This window comes from Sinomonas sp. B1-1, from assembly GCF_050474465.1.
Taxonomy (GTDB): domain Bacteria; phylum Actinomycetota; class Actinomycetes; order Actinomycetales; family Micrococcaceae; genus Sinomonas; species Sinomonas flava.
The window spans coordinates 907621-924585 of sequence record NZ_JBCHVF010000001.1 but is presented as its reverse complement, the minus strand read 5'-3'; the positions used below and the strand labels follow the sequence as shown (position 1 = coordinate 924585).

Here is a 16965-nt window from a genome sequence, read left to right as displayed (position 1 = left end):
GGCGCCCCGCCACCGCGGCGTGTTCAGGAGATCTCCATGACAGCTTTCACCGAGGCGCCGCCAGAGGCCGCCACCACTCCGGCTAGCAAGGCGAAGGGCGGCGGGCTGGGCGCCTACCTGCTCGTCCGCTTCCTGCTCATCTTCCCCACGATCTTCATCCTCGTGACCATTGTGTTCTTCCTCATGCGCATCACCGGCGACCCCATCACCGCCGCACTGGGCGGGAGGCTCCCGCCTGACCAGCTTGAGCTCCGTATCCACGAGGCCGGCTACGACCGGCCGGTCTTCATCCAGTACGTCGAATACCTCGGACAGATCTTCACGGGCAACTTCGGCCGGACGATCTCGGACAATCGTTCGGTCACGGAGATGCTCCTGACCTTCGGGACCGCGACATTCGAGCTCGCCGTCAACGCGCTCGTCGTGGCGTTCATCGTCGGGATCCCTCTGGGGATGCTCGCAGCCCACCGGCGCGACAGGTCCTCGGACGCCGTGCTCCGGGTGCTGGCGATCCTGTTCTACGCGACCCCCGTCTTCTTCTCGGGCCTCCTGCTCAAGCTCGTGTTCGGGGTATGGCTCGGCTGGACTCCTATCGCAGGCCGGGCCTCGACCACGACCGAGCTCGCGATGAACCAGCTCGCCGCACCGTCCGGCATCTTCTGGCTCGATGCGCTGCGCAGCGGCAACATGCCGGCGTTCTGGGATGTCGTCTCGCACGCCGTGCTGCCGGCCGTCGCCCTGGGCCTCCTCACGGCGGGTGTGTTCCTACGCCTCGTGCGGACCAACCTCATCGGCACGCTCGGCAAGGACTACGTCGAGGCCGGCAGATCACGGGGTGTCAGCGAGTTCCGTCTCGTCACGAAGCACGCCTACAAGCCCGCGCTGATCCCGATCATCACGGTCATGGGCATGCAGATCGCGCTCCTGCTCGCGGGAGCGGTCCTGACCGAGACGACCTTCGAGTGGAAGGGCCTCGGATTCCAGCTCGCGCAGTACCTCTCGGCGCGGGACTTCGTCGCCGTGCAGGGCATCGTGGTGCTCTTGGCCGTGATCGTGGCGGTCACGAACTTCGTAGTGGACGTCATTGCGGCGCTCATCGACCCGAGGGTGAGGTACTGAGATGACGGCCAAGACCCAGGCCCTGCCCGAGATCGAACGCAGGGAGCCGCTGCTGCAGCGGCTCCCGGTTGTCTCGCACCTGAGGGCAAGCGTCGGTGTGCAGCGGGCCATGCTCGTTGCGGGACTCGCACTCACCGTCGTCTTCCTGCTCATCGCGCTCCTCGCCCCGATCGTCGCTCCGTATGGCTACTCTCAGCTCTCCGACGCCTCGGGCAACTTCCCTGCACAGGACCCCCCAAGCCCACAGCACATCTGGGGAACGACCGTGGGCGGGTACGACGTGTTCTCCCGCGTCGTCTGGGGCGCCCAGACCGCCATCCTCGTGATCGTCGTCGCCGTGGCCCTGTCGATCTTCGCGGGCGTCGCGCTGGGGCTCGTCTCGGGCTACATCGGCGGGTGGGTCGACCGCGTCCTCGTGGTGATCGCCGACGCGGTCTACGCCTTCCCGTCACTGCTGGTCGCGATCGTCATGTCGATCGTCATCTCCCGCGGGCAGTCGAGCCTGTGGGGCGGCATCCTCGCGGCGGCACTCTCGGTGACCGTCGTGTTCATCCCCCAGTACTTCCGCGTGGTGCGGGCGGAGGCGATCCGCCTGAAGGCGGAGCCCTTCGTCGAGTCGGCAATGGTCATCGGCGCCTCGAGCTGGCGCATCATGGCCCGGCACATCTACCGGAACGCGACGCGCAGCATCCCGCTCATCTTCACGCTCAATGCCTCCGAGGCCATCCTCACGCTCGCGGCGCTGGGCTTCCTCGGCTTCGGCATCGAGCCGACGAGCGCGGCGGAATGGGGCTTTGACCTCAAGCAGGCCCTGAGCGACGTGACCGCCGGCATCTGGTGGACCGGGATCTTCCCCGGCCTGTCAATCGTCCTGACAGTCCTGGGGCTCACGCTCGTGGGAGAGAGCATCAACGATCTGGGTGACGCGCGCCTCCGCACGCGCGGCCGCAAGCGGAAGGGGAACCCGGCATGAACACCGGCACCGGAGAGGAGCTCGGCCCGGTGGGCGGGATCCGGCCGGACGAGACCGTCCTGGAGATCGACGACCTGCGGGTCTCCTTCGCCACCGACGCAGGGGAGGTCGACGCCGTGCGGGGGGTGAGCCTGGACGTCCGGGCGGGGGAGGTCGTCGCCGTCGTGGGCGAATCCGGCTCAGGCAAGACCGTCACGGCCAAGACCATCCTCGGCCTCCTGCCCGAGACCGCCACGAGCTCCGGCGCTGTGGTGATCAACGGCCACAACGTCGTCGCGCTCAGCGGGGCCGCGCTGCGCGAGCTGCGGGGACGCGACGTCGCGATGGTCTTCCAGGAACCCTCGACTGCGCTCAACCCCGTCTTCACGGTGGGGTGGCAGATCGCCGAGGGGATCCGGGCACACCGCGGCAGGGACGGCAGGAGGGTCAGCCGCAAGGAGGCCAGGGAGCGTGCCGTCGAGGCCCTGCGCAAGGTCGGCATCCCCGACCCCGAGAAGCGGGTGGACTACTACCCGCACCAGTTCTCCGGCGGGCAGAAGCAGCGCGTGGTCATCGCGGCGGCGCTCGCACTCGACCCCGGCCTGATCGTGGCCGACGAGCCCACAACGGCGCTGGACGTCACCGTCCAGGCCGAGATCCTCGAGCTGCTCCGCGACCTGCGTGACCTCTACGGCACGTCGATCGTGCTCATCACCCATAACATGGGGGTGGTCGCGGACCTCGCCGACCGAGTCGTCGTCATGAACCAGGGCGAGGTCGTCGAGGAGGCTGCCGCCCGCACGCTCTTCGCCTCCCCGCGCGAGGACTACACCCGGCGCCTGCTCGACGCCGTTCCCCACCTCGGGCGGGACTCCGCCTCGGAAGGCGCCACGGCGCGCCTCCACCAGGACGGAGAGGTGCTCGTCCGCGCCGAGGGGCTCGACATCACGTACCCCGGCCGCCTCGGGACCCCGCCGTTCAAGGCCGTCCAGGACGTCTCGTTCACCGTCTCCGCGGGCGAGGTGTTCGGGCTCGTGGGCGAGTCGGGATCCGGCAAGACCACGATCGGGCGGGCCATCGCGGGGCTCAGCCGCGCCAGCGGAGGCAGCCTGAAGGTCCTCGGCCACGAGATGGTCGGCTTCCGCGAGCGGGACGTCAGGCCGATCCGCAAGGACATCGGCTTCGTGTTCCAGGATCCGGCGGCGTCGTTCAACCCGCAGCTGACGATCGGCGAGTGCGTCGCCGAGCCCCTCCTGGTCCATCTGGACCTCGGTGGCGTCCAGGTGCGCCGCCGGGTGGGCGAGCTGCTCGAGTCGGTGCAGCTGCCGGCGTCGTACGCCGCCCGGTACCCGCACGAGCTCTCCGGCGGCCAGCGCCAGCGCGCCTCGCTCGCGCGCGCCCTCGCGCTCGGGCCCAAGCTGCTCGTCGCCGACGAGCCGACCTCCGCGCTCGACGTCTCGGTCCAGGCGAAGGTGCTCGAGCTGTTCCGCGAGATCCAGGCCGAGCTCGGGTTCGCGGCGCTGTTCATCAGCCACGACCTCGCGGTGGTCGACCAGCTCAGCCACTGGGTCGGGGTCCTCTACAAGGGCCGCATGGTCGAGCAGGGAATCGGCTCCCGCGTCATGGGTGCACCCGAGCACGAGTACACGAAGCGGCTCATCGCATCGCTGCCCGTGCCCGACCCGCTCGAGCAGGCCGAGCGCAGGGCTGCGCACCGCGCGCTGCTCGGCGGCTGACCGCCGGTCCGCAGGGTGGCCCCGCGTCCCTGAGGGCGCGGGGCCACCATGCGGCGGCCCATAGACTGTCAGCATGACCGAGCTGCACCGCCCCGACGCCGACGCCGAGACGACCGAGCACCGATCCGAGGGCCAGTACGACCCCGGCGCGAGCTCCCTGAAGGGTCACGTGGACCCGGCCGTCATGGAGGAGCTGCTCTCCATCCGCTCGAGCATCGACAACTTCGACGCGACGCTCGTCTACCTCCTCGCCGAGCGCTTCAAGGTCACCCAGAGGGTGGGCTTCCTCAAGGCCCAGCACCACCTCCCGCCCGCCGATCCCGAGCGCGAGGCCGCCCAGATCGCGCGGCTGCGGCGCCTCGCCGAGGAGGCCCAGCTGGACCCGGCGTTCGCAGAGAAGTTCCTGAACTTCATCATCAGCGAGGTCATCCGGCACCACCAGGCCATCTCGGAGGATGTCTCCGCGCGCCGCTCGGGGGACGGCCAGGACACCGCCTCGGACGCCTGACGTGGCGGGACAGGTCACTGCGACCGCGCTGGGGGACTGGCCGGGGACCGACCCCCTCGAAGCGGCCAAGGCCATCCGCGGCGAGCTGGGGTCGCCGCATCTCCCCGTCCTCGCCGAGCTGCCCGACCGGGGGGTCGGGTCCGACCCGGTCGGCAGGAGTGCCGCTCTCCTGGCCGACCTGCACGCGGACGTCCAGCCGCACGGGTGGCGGGTCGTGGACCGGCGCGGCCTCGACGCCGCCCGCGCGGAGTCGGCGCTCTCGACGGACCTCAACGTGCTGGCCGACGTCGTCGGCGCGGAGGAACGGCCGGCCGAGGACCTCCACGTCCGCATCCTGGGCCCCCTGAGCCTCATGGCCGGCCTCTACCTCCCCTCGGGCGAGCGGGTCCTGGGCGACCACGGCGCGCGGCGGGACATCGCGCAGTCCCTCGCGGCCGGCGTCGTGCCTTTCCTCGAGAAGGTGGCGCGGGCCGTCCCGGGCGCCCGACTCACGGTCCAGCTCGACGAGCCCGAGGCGGCGAGGGTGCTTGCGGGCCTCCTGCCCACCGCCAGCGGCTACCGCACGCTGCGCGCGGTCCCGGGCCACGAGGCGCGGACGGCCTGGTCACTCCTCACCGATGCCCTGCACGGAGCGGGGGCCGAGGCCGTCGTCGTGAACCTCCCGGCGTGGGAGGCGCCCCTCGCCGCGGTCCTCGAGGCCGGCGCGGACGGGGTCTCGCTGCCGCTCGCGGACCTCACCGTGCCGCAGTGGGAAGGGCTGGCCGGCGCGGTCGAGGCCGGCGCCCGCGTGTGGCTCGGGGCCCTCCCGCCCGACGGCGCGCCGCGGCTGCGGACCGGCGAGCTCGCCGAGAGGGTGGTGCGGCCCTGGCGGCAGCTCGGGCTGTCCTTCGCCGCGCTCGACGCCGTCCGGGTCACCCCGGCAGGAAGCCTCGCCGCCCTCACCCCCGCCGAGGCGACCGCGCGGCTGAACCGGACCGTCAAGCTCGCCGACGCCGTCAACCAGATTGCCCTGGGCTGAGGTGCGCGGCCTCAGCTGCCGCGGCGACTCAGCTGCCGCGGCGGCGGAGGTGCTCCTGCGCCAGCGCGTCCATCTGCTCGTCGCTGAGCTCGTCGAAGGACCTGGCCTCGCGGCGGTCGCTGCGCGAGAAGCGGACGAACATGAGGATGATGACCGGGACGTCCACCGCTTCGGCGATGAACCACAGGAGGTCGCCCGCGAGCTGCTGGTCACGCAGGGGCGAGGGGAACCACTGCGGGACGCCCGCCGCCCAGGAGGCCGCGCCGTCGAGCACCGTGGGGGAGAGCCGGAGGAAGATCCCCGGCACCGCGTCCGCGAGGAGCTCGATGAACACGTACACGAACTCGAGCACGATGAACGCGCTCGAGCGCTCGAAGGAGTCCCCTTCGGTCAGCGGCAGCGCCAGCAGGAGGCCGACGAGCGGGACAACCACGCTCAGGATCCCGCTGGCCAGCGGTGACCCCCGGTAGACGGAGAGCAGGGGGGTCAGGAACGTCCCGAACAGGACGAGCCCGACCAGCGGGGCCACGAAGGCGTTGCCCAGCATGCGCATGGCCCGGCTGGCCAGTGCACGCTCCAGCCGGTCCCTCGCCGCCCCCGACAGGGCGGCCCGGGCGAGGCCGACCGGCTGGCCGAGCCCGAGGAAGAGCGGGACGACGAAGAACATGAGCGCGACCTTGAGCGTGAAGGCCCAGCGGAGCGACGACCCGTAGGCCCCCGTGAACCCGTACGCGAGCGCGGCGTACGGGAGGATCCCGAGCAGGTAGAAGGCCAGCACGCGCCACAGGGGCCAGGCCACCCCGCTCCGCCGTGCCCGCACGAGGCCCGCCGCGTACAGGGCGGACGCAGCGAGCGCGAGGGCGATCGCCGCGGGGTCGACCGTAGCGGCGGAGAGGATGTCTGCGAGCGGCGGCACCCGCGAACACTAGCGGTACTGCCTGAGATCCCGCTGGGACTCGCGGACCGGGGCACGCGGCCGGGCACGCGGCCGGGTCCGCGGGGCGGGCGCCCAGCCGCGGCGCCTAGAATGAAGGGCGGTGTACACCCGGCGCGGCACGCCCGGCCCGGGACGTCGAGTGGGGGAGAGTGGAAGGCATGAAGGCACGCATTCTGGTCGTGGACGACGACGAGGCCCTGGCCGAGATGATCGGCATTGTCCTGCGCAACGACGGCTTCGAGCCGGCGTTCTGCGCCGACGGCGGGCAGGCCCTTGACGTGTTCCGGGCCCAGCGCCCCGACCTGGTGCTCCTGGACCTCATGCTCCCCGGCCTCGACGGCATCGAGGTGTGCCGGCAGATCCGGTCCGAGTCCGACGTCCCGATCGTCATGCTCACGGCCAAGTCCGACACCTCGGACGTGGTGCGCGGCCTCGAGTCGGGTGCGGACGACTACGTCCCCAAGCCCTTCAAGCCCGCCGAGCTCGTCGCGCGCGTGCGCGCCCGCCTCCGCCCGGGCGAGACGAAGGCTCCCGAAACGCTGCGGATCGGCGAGGTCTCCATCGACGTGGCGGGCCACACCGTCAAGCGGGGCGATGAGCACATCTCCCTGACCCCCCTCGAGTTCGACCTCCTCGTGGCCCTGGCCCGCAAGCCCTGGCAGGTGTTCACGCGCGAGCTGCTGCTCGAGCAGGTCTGGGGCTACCGCCACGCTGCCGACACCCGCTTGGTGAACGTGCACGTCCAGCGCCTCCGCTCGAAGATCGAGCGCGATCCCGAGGCCCCGGAGATCGTCCTGACGGTCCGCGGGGTCGGGTACAAGGCCGGCGGATAGGCCGCCGGGAGCCGCAGGGCCGCGTGGACACAGAGCATCGCAGCAGGCCGCCGTCGAACGAGATGCCCCAGGGCGGGGCGCACGACGGCGGCGCGAGCCTGCCCGCCGCCGTCGACCGCCCCGGCCGCGCGCAGCGGGCGGCGCGGCTGCGTGCCCGGGCCCGTCTGGGACTGGCGATCGCCCGCCGGTGGGTGCGCCGCGAGCGGCCCCAGGACCGGGCAAGAATCCTCGCCCGCCGAGGGCGCATCCTCGCGCTGCGGGCCGTCAGGGCGCTCGGCCGGACGGCAGTGGGCGTCGGTCCCGCCCTCGCAGCCGTCCGCGGCGGCTTCATGCGCCGCTGGCGGCGGTCGCTGCAGTTCCGCACCGTGCTCATCACGCTCGTCCTGACGTTCGTCTCCTTCCTGGCCGTGGGCGCCTACCTCTCGAACCAGATTGCGAACAACCTGTTCCAGGAGCGGCTCGCGCAGGCGGAGAACCAGACCCGCCAGGCGGTGCAGCAGGTCCAGGAGACGTTCGACGGCGCGCAGGTCACCGACCAGCAGAGCGTGCTCAAGCTCGTCAACGACACGCTCGACCAGCTCGAGGACCGCGAGTCCAGCACCCCGCGCCAGTACGTGTTCCTGGCCGTCCCCAACCAGGACCAGCCCCGCAACCGCTGGGTCGACTCGCGGGCGTCCTACCTGCGCACCGAGAACGACATCCCCGCAAGCCTCCGCGAGGCGGTCCAGCACTCCCAGCAGGAGCAGTACTGGCAGTCCATCCCGCTCACCGTGGACAACCGGGAGCACCCGGCGATCGCGGTCGGGAACAAGGTCAGCTTCGGCGGGACCGTCTACGAGCTGTACCTCCTGTATGACATCGTCTCCGCTCAGCAGACGCTCGACGACATGCAGAACGTCCTGTGGTTCGGCGGCATGTTCCTGCTCCTGCTCATCGGCGCCATCACGTGGATCGTGACGCGCAGCGTCGTCTCGCCCGTGAGCCACGCCGCGGCCGTGTCCGAGAAGCTCGCCGCCGGGCAGCTCGAGGAGCGCATGGCGGTGGAGGGCGAGGACGAGGTCGCCCGGCTCGGCGCGGCGTTCAACCACATGGCCGCCAACCTCCAGGAGCAGATCACCGCGCTGGCGAACCTGTCCCACATGCAGCAGCGCTTCGTCTCCGACGTGAGCCACGAGCTGCGGACCCCGCTCACGACCGTCCGCATGGCCGCAGAGGTCCTGTTCGACGCGCGGGACGAGTTCAGCCCGATCACGAAGCGCTCCGCCGAGCTGCTCTACAACCAGGTCGAGCGCTTCCAGGCGCTCCTGAACGACCTGCTCGAGATCTCGCGGTTCGACGCCGGCGTGGCAGTCCTCGACGCGGAGCCGCGGGACATGGTGGCCCTCGTCCGCAGTGCCATCGACAAGGCGGCGCCCATCGCCGCCGAGTGCGGGTCCGAGGTGAAGCTGTACACGCGGACCCCCAGCATCATCGTCGAGATGGACGACCGCCGCATCGAGCGGGTGCTGCGCAACCTCCTGAACAATGCCCTCGAGCACGGCGAGGGCCGCCCAGTGGAGGTGTTCGTCGCCGCCAACGCCGAGGCGGTCGGCGTCGCCGTGAGGGACCACGGCATCGGTATGGCCGCCTCCGAGGCGGCGCGGGTGTTCGACCGGTTCTGGCGGGCCGACCCGGCGCGGGCCCGCACGACCGGCGGCTCCGGCCTCGGCCTCTCGATCGCCACCGAGGACGTCAAGCTCCACAACGGGTGGCTGCAGGCCTGGGGGAGCAAGGGCCAGGGGTCCTGCTTCCGCCTCACCCTCCCGCTGCGCGCGGACGGGACGATCAGCGAGTCGCCCGTCGCGCTGGCGCCGGCCGACGGCGACGTGGTCCTCGTCGAGGGCACCACGACCCGGGACGTCGTCGTCGGCCCGCAGGCGTTCCGGCGCACCGCCCCGCCGTCGCCCGAGACGGGGGCACCGTGACGCGCCGCTGGCTGCGGTGGGCGGTGCTCGCCGTCGTGCTGTGCCTCGGGGCGCTGGCGGGGTGCGCGCAGATGCCGATCACGGGATCCGTGGGGAAGAGCCGCGACAGCGCCACGACGAGGGGCAACGCCCCCCAGTACATCCCGCCGGGGCCCCGCGACGGCGCGAGCCCGCAGTCCGTCATCGAAGGCTTCTTCAACGCCGGAAGCGGCTACCAGAACGACTTCACGGTCGCGCGGCAGTTCCTCGCCCCCGCACAGGCCGTCACGTGGAAGCCGAGCCAGCGGACGCTGGTCTACCGGGGCAGCGCGGCCGTCGTGCCCACCGGACGCGAGAACGAGTACAGCTACGAGATGGACCTCGCCTACTCGGTCGACTCGCAGGGGATCTCGACTCCCTTCCCGCCCGGCACCAAGGAGCACCTCGACGTGACCGTCTCGTCGGTGGACGGCCAGTGGCGGCTGTCCAAGCTCCCCGACGGCACGGCCATCCCCGAGGAGACCTTCAAGGTCCTGTACAAGTCCTTCCCGCTGTACTTCTTCGACCCGGGCTTCAGCACGCTCGTCCCTGACGTGCGGTGGTTCATCGACAACTCCGGCGTGGCGAAGTCCCTCGTGAGCGCCCTCATCGCGGGGCCGGCCCCGTACCTGCGGTCCGCCGTCGCGACGTCCTTCCCGCAAGGGGTGCGGCTCGAGCGGGAGTCCGTGCCGATCGTCGACAACACCGCCCAGGTGGACCTCACCTCGGAGGTCCGCGACGCCTCGTTCACGGACCGCCAGCGGATGCACGCCCAGCTCGTGCGCACCTTCTCGGGCATCAGCTCGGTGGTCGGCGTGACGCTGCGCTCGAACCAGAGCGAGGTCGCGCTCGAGGACCCGACGACCGGCGGGAACATCCCCCAGCCCACAGTCGACCCCCAGGTGCCCACGTGGCAGGTCGCCGTGGCCGGCGGCGAGCTCGTGCGGTACGCCGACCAGCAGGCGGCCCGCATCGACGGGCTCCGCAGTGTCGCCCAGTTCAACCCGCGCGCTCCGGCAGCGGCCCAGTCCCAGCAGGTCTACGCGTTCCTCGGCGACGGCCCGGCGCTGTACTCCGCGGTGCCCAACCAGCCGGCGCGCCTCCTCGAATCGCGGACGCGGCTGTCGCCGCCCTCGGTCTCGCCCAAAGACTGGGTCTGGACCGCCGGCCCCGGCGCCACGGGGGCAACGGAGGTGGTGGCTTACCGGCCCGTGGGGGTCGCCGAGGGAGCGGACGTGCCGCACGTCGCCATCGCCCCGCGCTGGCTCGCGGGCCGCACGGTCGAAGACCTGCGGGTCTCACGCGACGGCGCGCGCGTCGCGGTGCTGTCCTCGCGGGACGGCAAGGCCGTCCTCCAGCTTGCGGGGATCGTGCGCGGACCGGACGGCGTGCCGCGGGAGCTGGCGGATCCCGTCACGCTCCCGACGGCGGACGCGGGCGCCCGCCGTGTGGCCTGGGTCGACGAGCTGACGCTCCTGGTCTCGGGCCTCTCCGCCACCGAACCCGTGGCGCCCGAGATCGTGTCACTGCGCGGGGGCGAGCCGCGCCAGCTGCCGCCGCTGGCCGGGATCCATTCGATCAGTGCCGGGAACGGCGAGCAGGCCATCTACGCGCAGACGCCTGCCGGCGTGTTCCAGCTCGTGCGCACCGCCTGGACCGAGCACGGCAAGGGAGTCGAGTATCCCGCCTTCGCCGGCTGACGCGCTGTCCACATGCACGGCCGGCACGTGGCGGGTGCGGCGCGGCCGCGCAACGCTGGTGGGATGCACGACGACGGAGCCTCCTCCCGCCGCCGTCCCGCCGTGGGCGCGGGACCGCCATCGACGTCCGAGCCGCACGGCCCCTCACGCCACGCTGCTGCGTCCCGGAGCCGGCTCCTGCGGCTGGCCGCCCACACTGCCGCCCTGGCGCGCGAGCTGCTCGGGCTCGTCGTTCCCGTCGACTGCGTCTCGTGCGGCGCTCCGGACAGCACCCTCTGCGTGGGCTGCGCTCGCCGGCTGCGCTCGATCACGGCGCGTCCGGCCCGGGTCGAGGCCCACGCGGCGGCACTCATCGAGGCCGACGGGACCGTCCTGCTCCCCGCCGTCGCGGCAGGGCCCTACCGCAACGAGCTCTCGCTCGCGCTGCTCGACTTCAAGCGGCACGGGAGCCGAACGCTCGAACGCGAGCTCGCGGCAGGGCTCGCCCGGGCGGTCCGGGCCGCGGTCGGCGCCCAGGGCCGCACGGTGTGGCTCGTGCCCGTTCCGACGAGCACGGCAGCATTCCTACGCCGGGGCTTCGACCCGCTCGCGCTCCTCGGCCGCAGGGCGCGGCGCGAGGGCCGCCTGCCTCCCGGCGCCGTCTGGGTGCCTGCCCTGAGGCCGCGGCGGGTCCCGCTGCACTCGGCGCTGCTCGGCGCGGCCCGCTCGGCCGCCGGGTTCGGGGACGGCTCGCAGAAGGGGCTCGGGAAGGGCCAGAGGCGCCGGCGCGCGGCCGGGTCCCTCGAGGCCAGGGCGCGGGTCAGGGTCCCGGGGCAGAAGGGGCCGGCGCGGGTCCGCGGACGGGCGTGCGTCCTCGTCGACGACGTCCTGACGACCGGGGCGACCCTGAGGGAGGCGGCCCGCGCGCTCGAGGCCGCGGGCGCCGTCGTCCTCGGCGCAGCCACGCTCGCCTACGTTCCCCTGCGGGAGCCGACGGCGGGCTCGCGGGGCTACGCTGCCAGCGGACAGGGGCGGGACGGGACCAATGGAGGGTGAATAAAAGGTGACGATCCACTAACGTCTGTAGTGGGTCCCGTAGCCAGAAGGACCCGTCGATAGCGGCTCAGGAAAGGGGCTCGACTGTCACAGCGCGAGCCTTGCGGTGCCGATATCGGGCTGAACTCGGAAATTTGGAGGGCACCATGGAGTTCAACATCAGCGGACGCAACCTGACGGTTTCTGATCGTTTCCGTGAGTACGCGAGCGAGAAGATCGAGAAGATCGGAACCCTTGCAGACAAGGTCCAGCGCGTCGACGCCAAGTGCTCCAAGCAGAATGGCGCCCGTTCGGGAGGCGACCAGCTCACCGTCGAGCTCACGGTCACCGGACGCGGTCCCGTGATCCGCGCCGAGGCAACGGCGCCGGACAAGTTCGCTGCATTCGACCTCGCCTACGGGAAGCTCCTCGAACGGCTGCGGCGGGTCAAGGACAGGCGGAAGGTACACCACGGAAAGCACACGCCCGTGGGTGTCAGCGCCGCCACGGCGGCCCTTCCCGTGGTGAGCAGCAGCCAGCCCATCTACGCCGAGCACGCGCTCGAGAGCGCCACAGGCACGTCCGCCGATGCCGGCGAGGAGCAGTCGCCGTACGAGGTCGAGAACGACATTCCCGCCGGTGACTCCCCGGTGCTGATCCGCCGGAAGGTCTTCCCCGCCGCGACGCTCACCCTTGACGACGCAGTGGACAACATGGAGCTCGTGGGGCACGACTTCTACCTGTTCATCGACGCGGACACGAACACGCCCTCCGTCGTGTACCGCCGCCGCGGCTGGACCTACGGCGTCATCAGCCTGGACCGGGCGTGCGAGCCGGGCCAGACCACCGTCGAGGAGAAGATCCTCGCCTACCGTTCGGACGACCAGGGCGCCGTTGTCTCCTGACACCTCGTCTGGCGCGTCAACAGCAGCGGCGGTCCCGTCCGGGGCCGCCGCTGCGGCGTGTGGGCCTTCCGGAGGCGAGCGCGCGTGAGGGCGACCCTCAGCCTTGCCCAGGCGCGCCGCCTTGCGCTCGCCGCCCAGGGCCTGCACCGGCCCCGTCCCGCCGCACCGGCCTCGACGAGGTCCCTGACCGCGGTGTTCGAGCGCCTGCAGCTCGTGCAGATCGACTCCGTCAATGTCCTTGTCCGGAGCCACTACCTGCCGTTCTTCTCAAGGGTCGGCGCGTATGACCGGGGAGCCCTGGACCGGCTCTCCTCCCGGAGTCCGCGCCGGATGGTGGAGTACTGGGCGCACGAGGCGAGCTTCGTGCGGCCCGAGCACTTCGATGCCCTTCGGCTGTGGCAGCGGCGCGCCTGGGTGGGCGCCCACCGCATGGACAGCGGGACCCGCGCAGACCTCGCCGAGCGCATCGTCGCGGTCCTGGCCTCGAGCCGGCCCCTGACGGCGTCGCAGCTCACCGAACGGCTCGGCCACGTCGAGGAGCGCCGGACCGACAGCTGGGGATGGAACTGGAACGCCGTCCAGCGTGTCGCGAGCCACCTCTTCGAGGAGGGGATCCTCGGCTCGGCCGGCCGCTCGCCGTCGTTCGAGCGCAGGTATGCGCTCATGGAGGCAGTCCTGCCGCCCGGCCTCGCCCGGGATCCCGCGCTGTCCCGGGACGCCGCGATCCTGGAACTGGCGCGCGCAGCCGTGGCAGCGCACGGGATCGGGACCGTCCGATGCTTCGCCGACTACTTCCGCCTGCCGCACCGGGACACCGGCCGCGCGCTCGAGCGGCTTGTCGCCTCAGGGGAGGCGGAACCGGTCGACGTGCCGGGCTGGCCCGGGCCGGTCTATCGCGATCCGCAGCGGACCCTCCCGCGCACGGCGCAGGGGCGGGCCCTGCTGAGCCCCTTCGACTCGCTCGTCTTCGAGCGCCGGCGCCTCGAGGAGCTCTTCGGGTTCCGCTACCGGCTCGAGATCTACACGCCTGCCGCCCGGCGCGAGTACGGCTACTACGTCCTGCCCTTCCTCCTCCGCGACGCGGTGGTGGCCCGGGTCGACCTCAAGGCAGACCGCGTCCGCCGGACCCTCATCGTGCACGCCGCCCATGCCGAGCCCGGAGCCCCGCCGGACACCGCCGCGGAACTCGCCGCGGAACTGGCGCTCCTCGCGCACTGGCTCGGGCTCGACGACGTCCGGGTCGCCGACAGCGGCAGCCTCGCCTCCGCGCTGCGGCGGGAGCTCCCCGGCCGTCTCGGATGAGGAACGCCCGGGGCGGCATCCGAGCTGCCGGGCCGGAACCCTCAAGCCGTCCCATACGTGTCTGACGTAGACTGATGCCCGCCCGCAGCGCGCGCGTGCTGCGGCCCACGCCATTGACAAGGGAGCGAACGCCACGTGGCAAACCTTCTCGAGAAACTCCTGCGCACCGGTGACCGCCGGACGCTCAAGCAGCTGCGCGTCTATGCTGACGCCATCAACGCGCTCGAGGATGAGTTCCGCGGACTGAGCGACGGCGACCTCCGGGGCGAGACGGACCGCCTCCGGGCCCGCTACGAGGACGGCGAGAGCCTCGACGACCTGCTGCCCGAGGCGTTCGCGGCCGTGCGCGAGGCGGCCGGGCGCACGCTCGGCATGCGTCACTTCGACGTCCAGCTCATGGGCGGCGCCGCGCTGCACCTCGGCAACATCGCCGAGATGAAGACCGGCGAGGGCAAGACGCTCGTGGCGACCGCTCCGGCCTACCTCAATGCCCTCACCGGCAAAGGCGTGCACGTGGTGACCGTCAACGACTACCTCGCGGAGTACCAGTCCGAGCTGATGGGCCGCGTCTACCGCTTCCTCGGCATCTCGAGCGGCTGCATCCTCGCCTCGATGGACCCCGCGGCACGCAAGAAGCAGTACGACGCCGGCATCACGTACGGCACCAACAACGAGTTCGGCTTCGACTACCTCCGGGACAACATGGCCTGGGACAAGAACGAGCTCGTCCAGCGGGGCCACCACTTCGCGATCGTGGACGAGGTCGACTCGATCCTCATCGACGAGGCGCGCACGCCGCTCATCATCTCGGGCCCCGCCCAGGGCGATGCGAACCGCTGGTACTCGGAGTTCGCCAAGATCGCGCTCCGCCTCGGCGAGGGCGACTACGAGGTCGACGAGAAGAAGCGCACCGTGGGCGTCCTCGAGCCAGGGATCGAGAAGGTCGAGGACTACCTCGGCATCCACAACCTGTACGAGTCCGCCAACACCCCCCTCATCGGGTTCCTCAACAACGCCATCAAGGCCAAGGAACTGTTCAAGAGGGACAAGGACTACGTGGTCCTCGAGGGCGAAGTCCTCATCGTCGACGAGCACACCGGCCGCATCCTCCCCGGGCGCCGCTACAACGAGGGCATGCACCAGGCCATCGAGGCCAAGGAGGGGGTGGAGATCAAGGCTGAGAACCAGACCCTCGCCACGATCACCCTCCAGAACTACTTCCGCCTCTACGGCAAGCTCTCCGGCATGACCGGAACCGCCGAGACCGAGGCGGCCGAGTTCATGAGCACGTACAAGCTCGGCGTGGTGCCGATCCCGACCAACAAGCCCATGGCCCGCATCGACCAGTCTGACCTGGTCTACAAGAACGAGGTCGTCAAGTTCGAGGCCGTGGTCAAGGACATCTCGCGCCGCCACGCGACCGGGCAGCCGGTCCTGGTGGGCACCACGAGCGTCGAGAAGAGCGAGTACCTCTCGAAGTCGCTCGCGAAGGCCGGTATCCGCCACGAGGTGCTCAACGCGAAGAACCACGCGCGTGAGGCCGCGATCGTCGCGCAGGCCGGGCGCAAGGGCGCCGTCACTGTGGCGACCAACATGGCAGGGCGCGGCACCGACATCATGCTCGGAGGCAACGCCGAGTTCATGGCGGTCGCCGACCTCGCGGCCAAGGGTCTGGATCCCGAGGAGAACTCCGAGCAGTACGAGGCCGCGTGGCCAGCCGCCCTAGAGGCAGCCAACCAGGCGGTGAAGGCCGAGCATGAGGAGGTCCTCGAGCTCGGCGGACTGTACGTCCTCGGAACGGAGCGGCACGAGTCACGGCGCATCGACAACCAGCTCCGCGGCCGCTCGGGGCGTCAGGGCGATCCCGGTGAGTCGCGCTTCTACCTCTCGCTCACCGACGACCTCATGCGCCTCTTCGGCACGGGCGGCGCCGAGCGGCTCATGGCGTCGAGCCTTCCGGACGACACCGCGCTCGAGTCCAAGATGGTCTCCCGGGCGATCCAGTCGGCCCAGGCGCAGGTCGAGGGCCGCAACGCCGAGCAGCGCAAGAACGTCCTCAAGTACGACGACGTCCTGAACCGCCAGCGTGAGGCGATCTACGGCGACCGCCGCAGCATCCTCGAGGGTGACGACCTCCATGAGAAGGTCCAGTTCTTCCTCGAGGACACGATCACGGCGATGATCGACGCCGCGACTGCCGAGGGCAACGGGGATGACTGGGACTTCCACGCCCTCTGGTCCAACCTGCGCACGCTGTACCCGATCACGCTCACGCCCCAGGACATCATCGACGAGGCGGGCGGCAAGCCCCGCGTCACGGTCGAGATGCTCAAGGAGGAGATCCTCTCCGACGCGAAGCTGGTCTACGCCCAGCGCGAGGAGAAGCTCGGCTCGGAGATGATGCGGGACCTCGAACGCCGCGTCGTGCTGTCCGTCATCGGGCGCAAGTGGCAGGAGCACCTCTACGAGATGGACTACCTCAAGGAGGGCATCGGCCTGCGCGCCATGGCGCAGCGCGACCCGCTGGTGGAGTACCAGCGCGAGGGCTTCGCCATGTTCCAGGCCATGATGGAGGGCATCCGCGAGGAGTCCGTCGGATTCCTGTTCAACCTCGAGGTCCAGCCTGCCGAAGCGGCCCCCGCGGGACAGCCCGTCCAGGCCCCTGGACTCGAGGCGCCGGCCCGGCCCGTGCAGCTGGAGTACTCGGCCCCGGCCGAGGACGGCTCCACCGAGACCCACGTCGAGCAGGCACGCGCCGCCCGTGCGGGCCAGAACGGCGGAGATGGAACCCGGCCGCAGGCAGGCCAGAGCCGCTCTGCAGCCAAGGGCGGCCCCGGCCGGCGGTCCCGCCGCCGCTAGCGGTCGCTGCGCAGACGCACGACGCCGGCCCTCCCCTTCAGCGGGGGGAGGGCCGGCGTCGTCGTTGGCTGGCCGAATAGTGCGAAGCGGCGACTGGGTG

At 71.4% G+C, this 16965-nt stretch carries 13 protein-coding genes; 12 read left to right on the top strand and 1 reads right to left on the bottom strand.

Going from position 1 to position 16965, the window contains the following annotated elements; translation table 11 throughout:
* The first annotated feature begins 36 nt into the window (after positions 1–36).
* The 5 genes from ACQ5BE_RS04285 (at position 37) to ACQ5BE_RS04265 (ending at position 5333) form a co-directional block, all read left to right on the top strand.
* On the top strand, positions 37–1119 hold the full coding sequence (locus tag ACQ5BE_RS04285) for an ABC transporter permease (protein ID WP_208709392.1): 1083 nt from the start codon (positions 37–39) through the stop codon (positions 1117–1119).
* Between the two features lies 1 nt (position 1120).
* A complete protein-coding gene (locus ACQ5BE_RS04280; protein WP_208709390.1) occupies positions 1121–2092 on the top strand; it encodes an ABC transporter permease in 972 nt (323 codons plus the stop codon).
* Positions 2089–3807, top strand: a complete 1719-nt coding sequence (locus ACQ5BE_RS04275) for a dipeptide ABC transporter ATP-binding protein (RefSeq protein ID WP_430295627.1) — start codon at positions 2089–2091, stop codon at positions 3805–3807. Before ACQ5BE_RS04280 ends, ACQ5BE_RS04275 begins: the two co-directional genes overlap by 4 nt.
* A gap of 73 nt (positions 3808–3880) precedes the next feature.
* Complete coding sequence (locus tag ACQ5BE_RS04270; protein ID WP_344298561.1) at positions 3881–4315, top strand: chorismate mutase; 435 nt, start codon at positions 3881–3883, stop codon at positions 4313–4315.
* Between the two features lies 1 nt (position 4316).
* Positions 4317–5333 (top strand): hypothetical protein, encoded by a 1017-nt coding sequence (locus tag ACQ5BE_RS04265; RefSeq protein ID WP_430295626.1) that lies wholly within the window; start codon positions 4317–4319, stop codon positions 5331–5333.
* Positions 5334–5361: 28 nt separating this feature from the next.
* On the opposite strand, the gene ACQ5BE_RS04260 is transcribed toward ACQ5BE_RS04265, so the two are convergent.
* On the bottom strand, positions 5362–6249 hold the full coding sequence (locus ACQ5BE_RS04260; protein WP_430295624.1) for a cytochrome c oxidase assembly protein: 888 nt from the start codon (positions 6247–6249) through the stop codon (positions 5362–5364).
* A gap of 179 nt (positions 6250–6428) precedes the next feature.
* Between ACQ5BE_RS04260 and mtrA the strand changes: the two genes are divergently transcribed.
* The 7 genes from mtrA to secA all read left to right on the top strand — a co-directional run bounded on the left by mtrA (position 6429) and on the right by secA (position 16865).
* Complete coding sequence (gene mtrA / locus ACQ5BE_RS04255) at positions 6429–7103, top strand: MtrAB system response regulator MtrA (RefSeq protein ID WP_430295623.1); 675 nt, start codon at positions 6429–6431, stop codon at positions 7101–7103.
* A 23-nt stretch (positions 7104–7126) separates the two neighbouring features.
* Complete coding sequence (gene mtrB, locus ACQ5BE_RS04250; protein WP_430295622.1) at positions 7127–9067, top strand: MtrAB system histidine kinase MtrB; 1941 nt, start codon at positions 7127–7129, stop codon at positions 9065–9067.
* The gene (locus ACQ5BE_RS04245) at positions 9064–10785 is read left to right on the top strand and encodes an LpqB family beta-propeller domain-containing protein (RefSeq protein WP_430295621.1); all 1722 of its coding nucleotides are present in this window, start codon (positions 9064–9066) and stop codon (positions 10783–10785) included. The genes mtrB and ACQ5BE_RS04245 overlap by 4 nt, the downstream gene beginning before the upstream one ends.
* A 63-nt stretch (positions 10786–10848) precedes the next feature.
* Positions 10849–11820: a ComF family protein gene (locus ACQ5BE_RS04240; RefSeq protein WP_430295620.1), complete on the top strand. Its 972-nt coding sequence runs from the start codon at positions 10849–10851 to the stop codon at positions 11818–11820.
* A gap of 146 nt (positions 11821–11966) precedes the next feature.
* On the top strand, positions 11967–12704 hold the full coding sequence (gene hpf, locus ACQ5BE_RS04235; protein WP_344298555.1) for a ribosome hibernation-promoting factor, HPF/YfiA family: 738 nt from the start codon (positions 11967–11969) through the stop codon (positions 12702–12704).
* A gap of 84 nt (positions 12705–12788) precedes the next feature.
* The gene (locus tag ACQ5BE_RS04230) at positions 12789–14006 is read left to right on the top strand and encodes a winged helix-turn-helix domain-containing protein (protein WP_430295619.1); all 1218 of its coding nucleotides are present in this window, start codon (positions 12789–12791) and stop codon (positions 14004–14006) included.
* 135 nt (positions 14007–14141) lie between these two features.
* Entirely contained in the window at positions 14142–16865 is a 2724-nt protein-coding gene (secA, locus tag ACQ5BE_RS04225; protein ID WP_430295618.1) for a preprotein translocase subunit SecA, read from the top strand.
* Positions 16866–16965: the final 100 nt, after the last annotated feature.

Coding starts and splice junctions, on each gene's coding strand:
- hpf (WP_344298555.1), top strand. CDS start 11,967: ATGGAGTTCAACATCAGCGGACGCAACCTGACGGTTTCTGATCGTTTC.
- ACQ5BE_RS04280 (WP_208709390.1), top strand. CDS start 1,121: ATGACGGCCAAGACCCAGGCCCTGCCCGAGATCGAACGCAGGGAGCCG.
- mtrA (WP_430295623.1), top strand. CDS start 6,429: ATGAAGGCACGCATTCTGGTCGTGGACGACGACGAGGCCCTGGCCGAG.
- ACQ5BE_RS04240 (WP_430295620.1), top strand. CDS start 10,849: ATGCACGACGACGGAGCCTCCTCCCGCCGCCGTCCCGCCGTGGGCGCG.
- ACQ5BE_RS04275 (WP_430295627.1), top strand. CDS start 2,089: ATGAACACCGGCACCGGAGAGGAGCTCGGCCCGGTGGGCGGGATCCGG.
- ACQ5BE_RS04285 (WP_208709392.1), top strand. CDS start 37: ATGACAGCTTTCACCGAGGCGCCGCCAGAGGCCGCCACCACTCCGGCT.
- ACQ5BE_RS04270 (WP_344298561.1), top strand. CDS start 3,881: ATGACCGAGCTGCACCGCCCCGACGCCGACGCCGAGACGACCGAGCAC.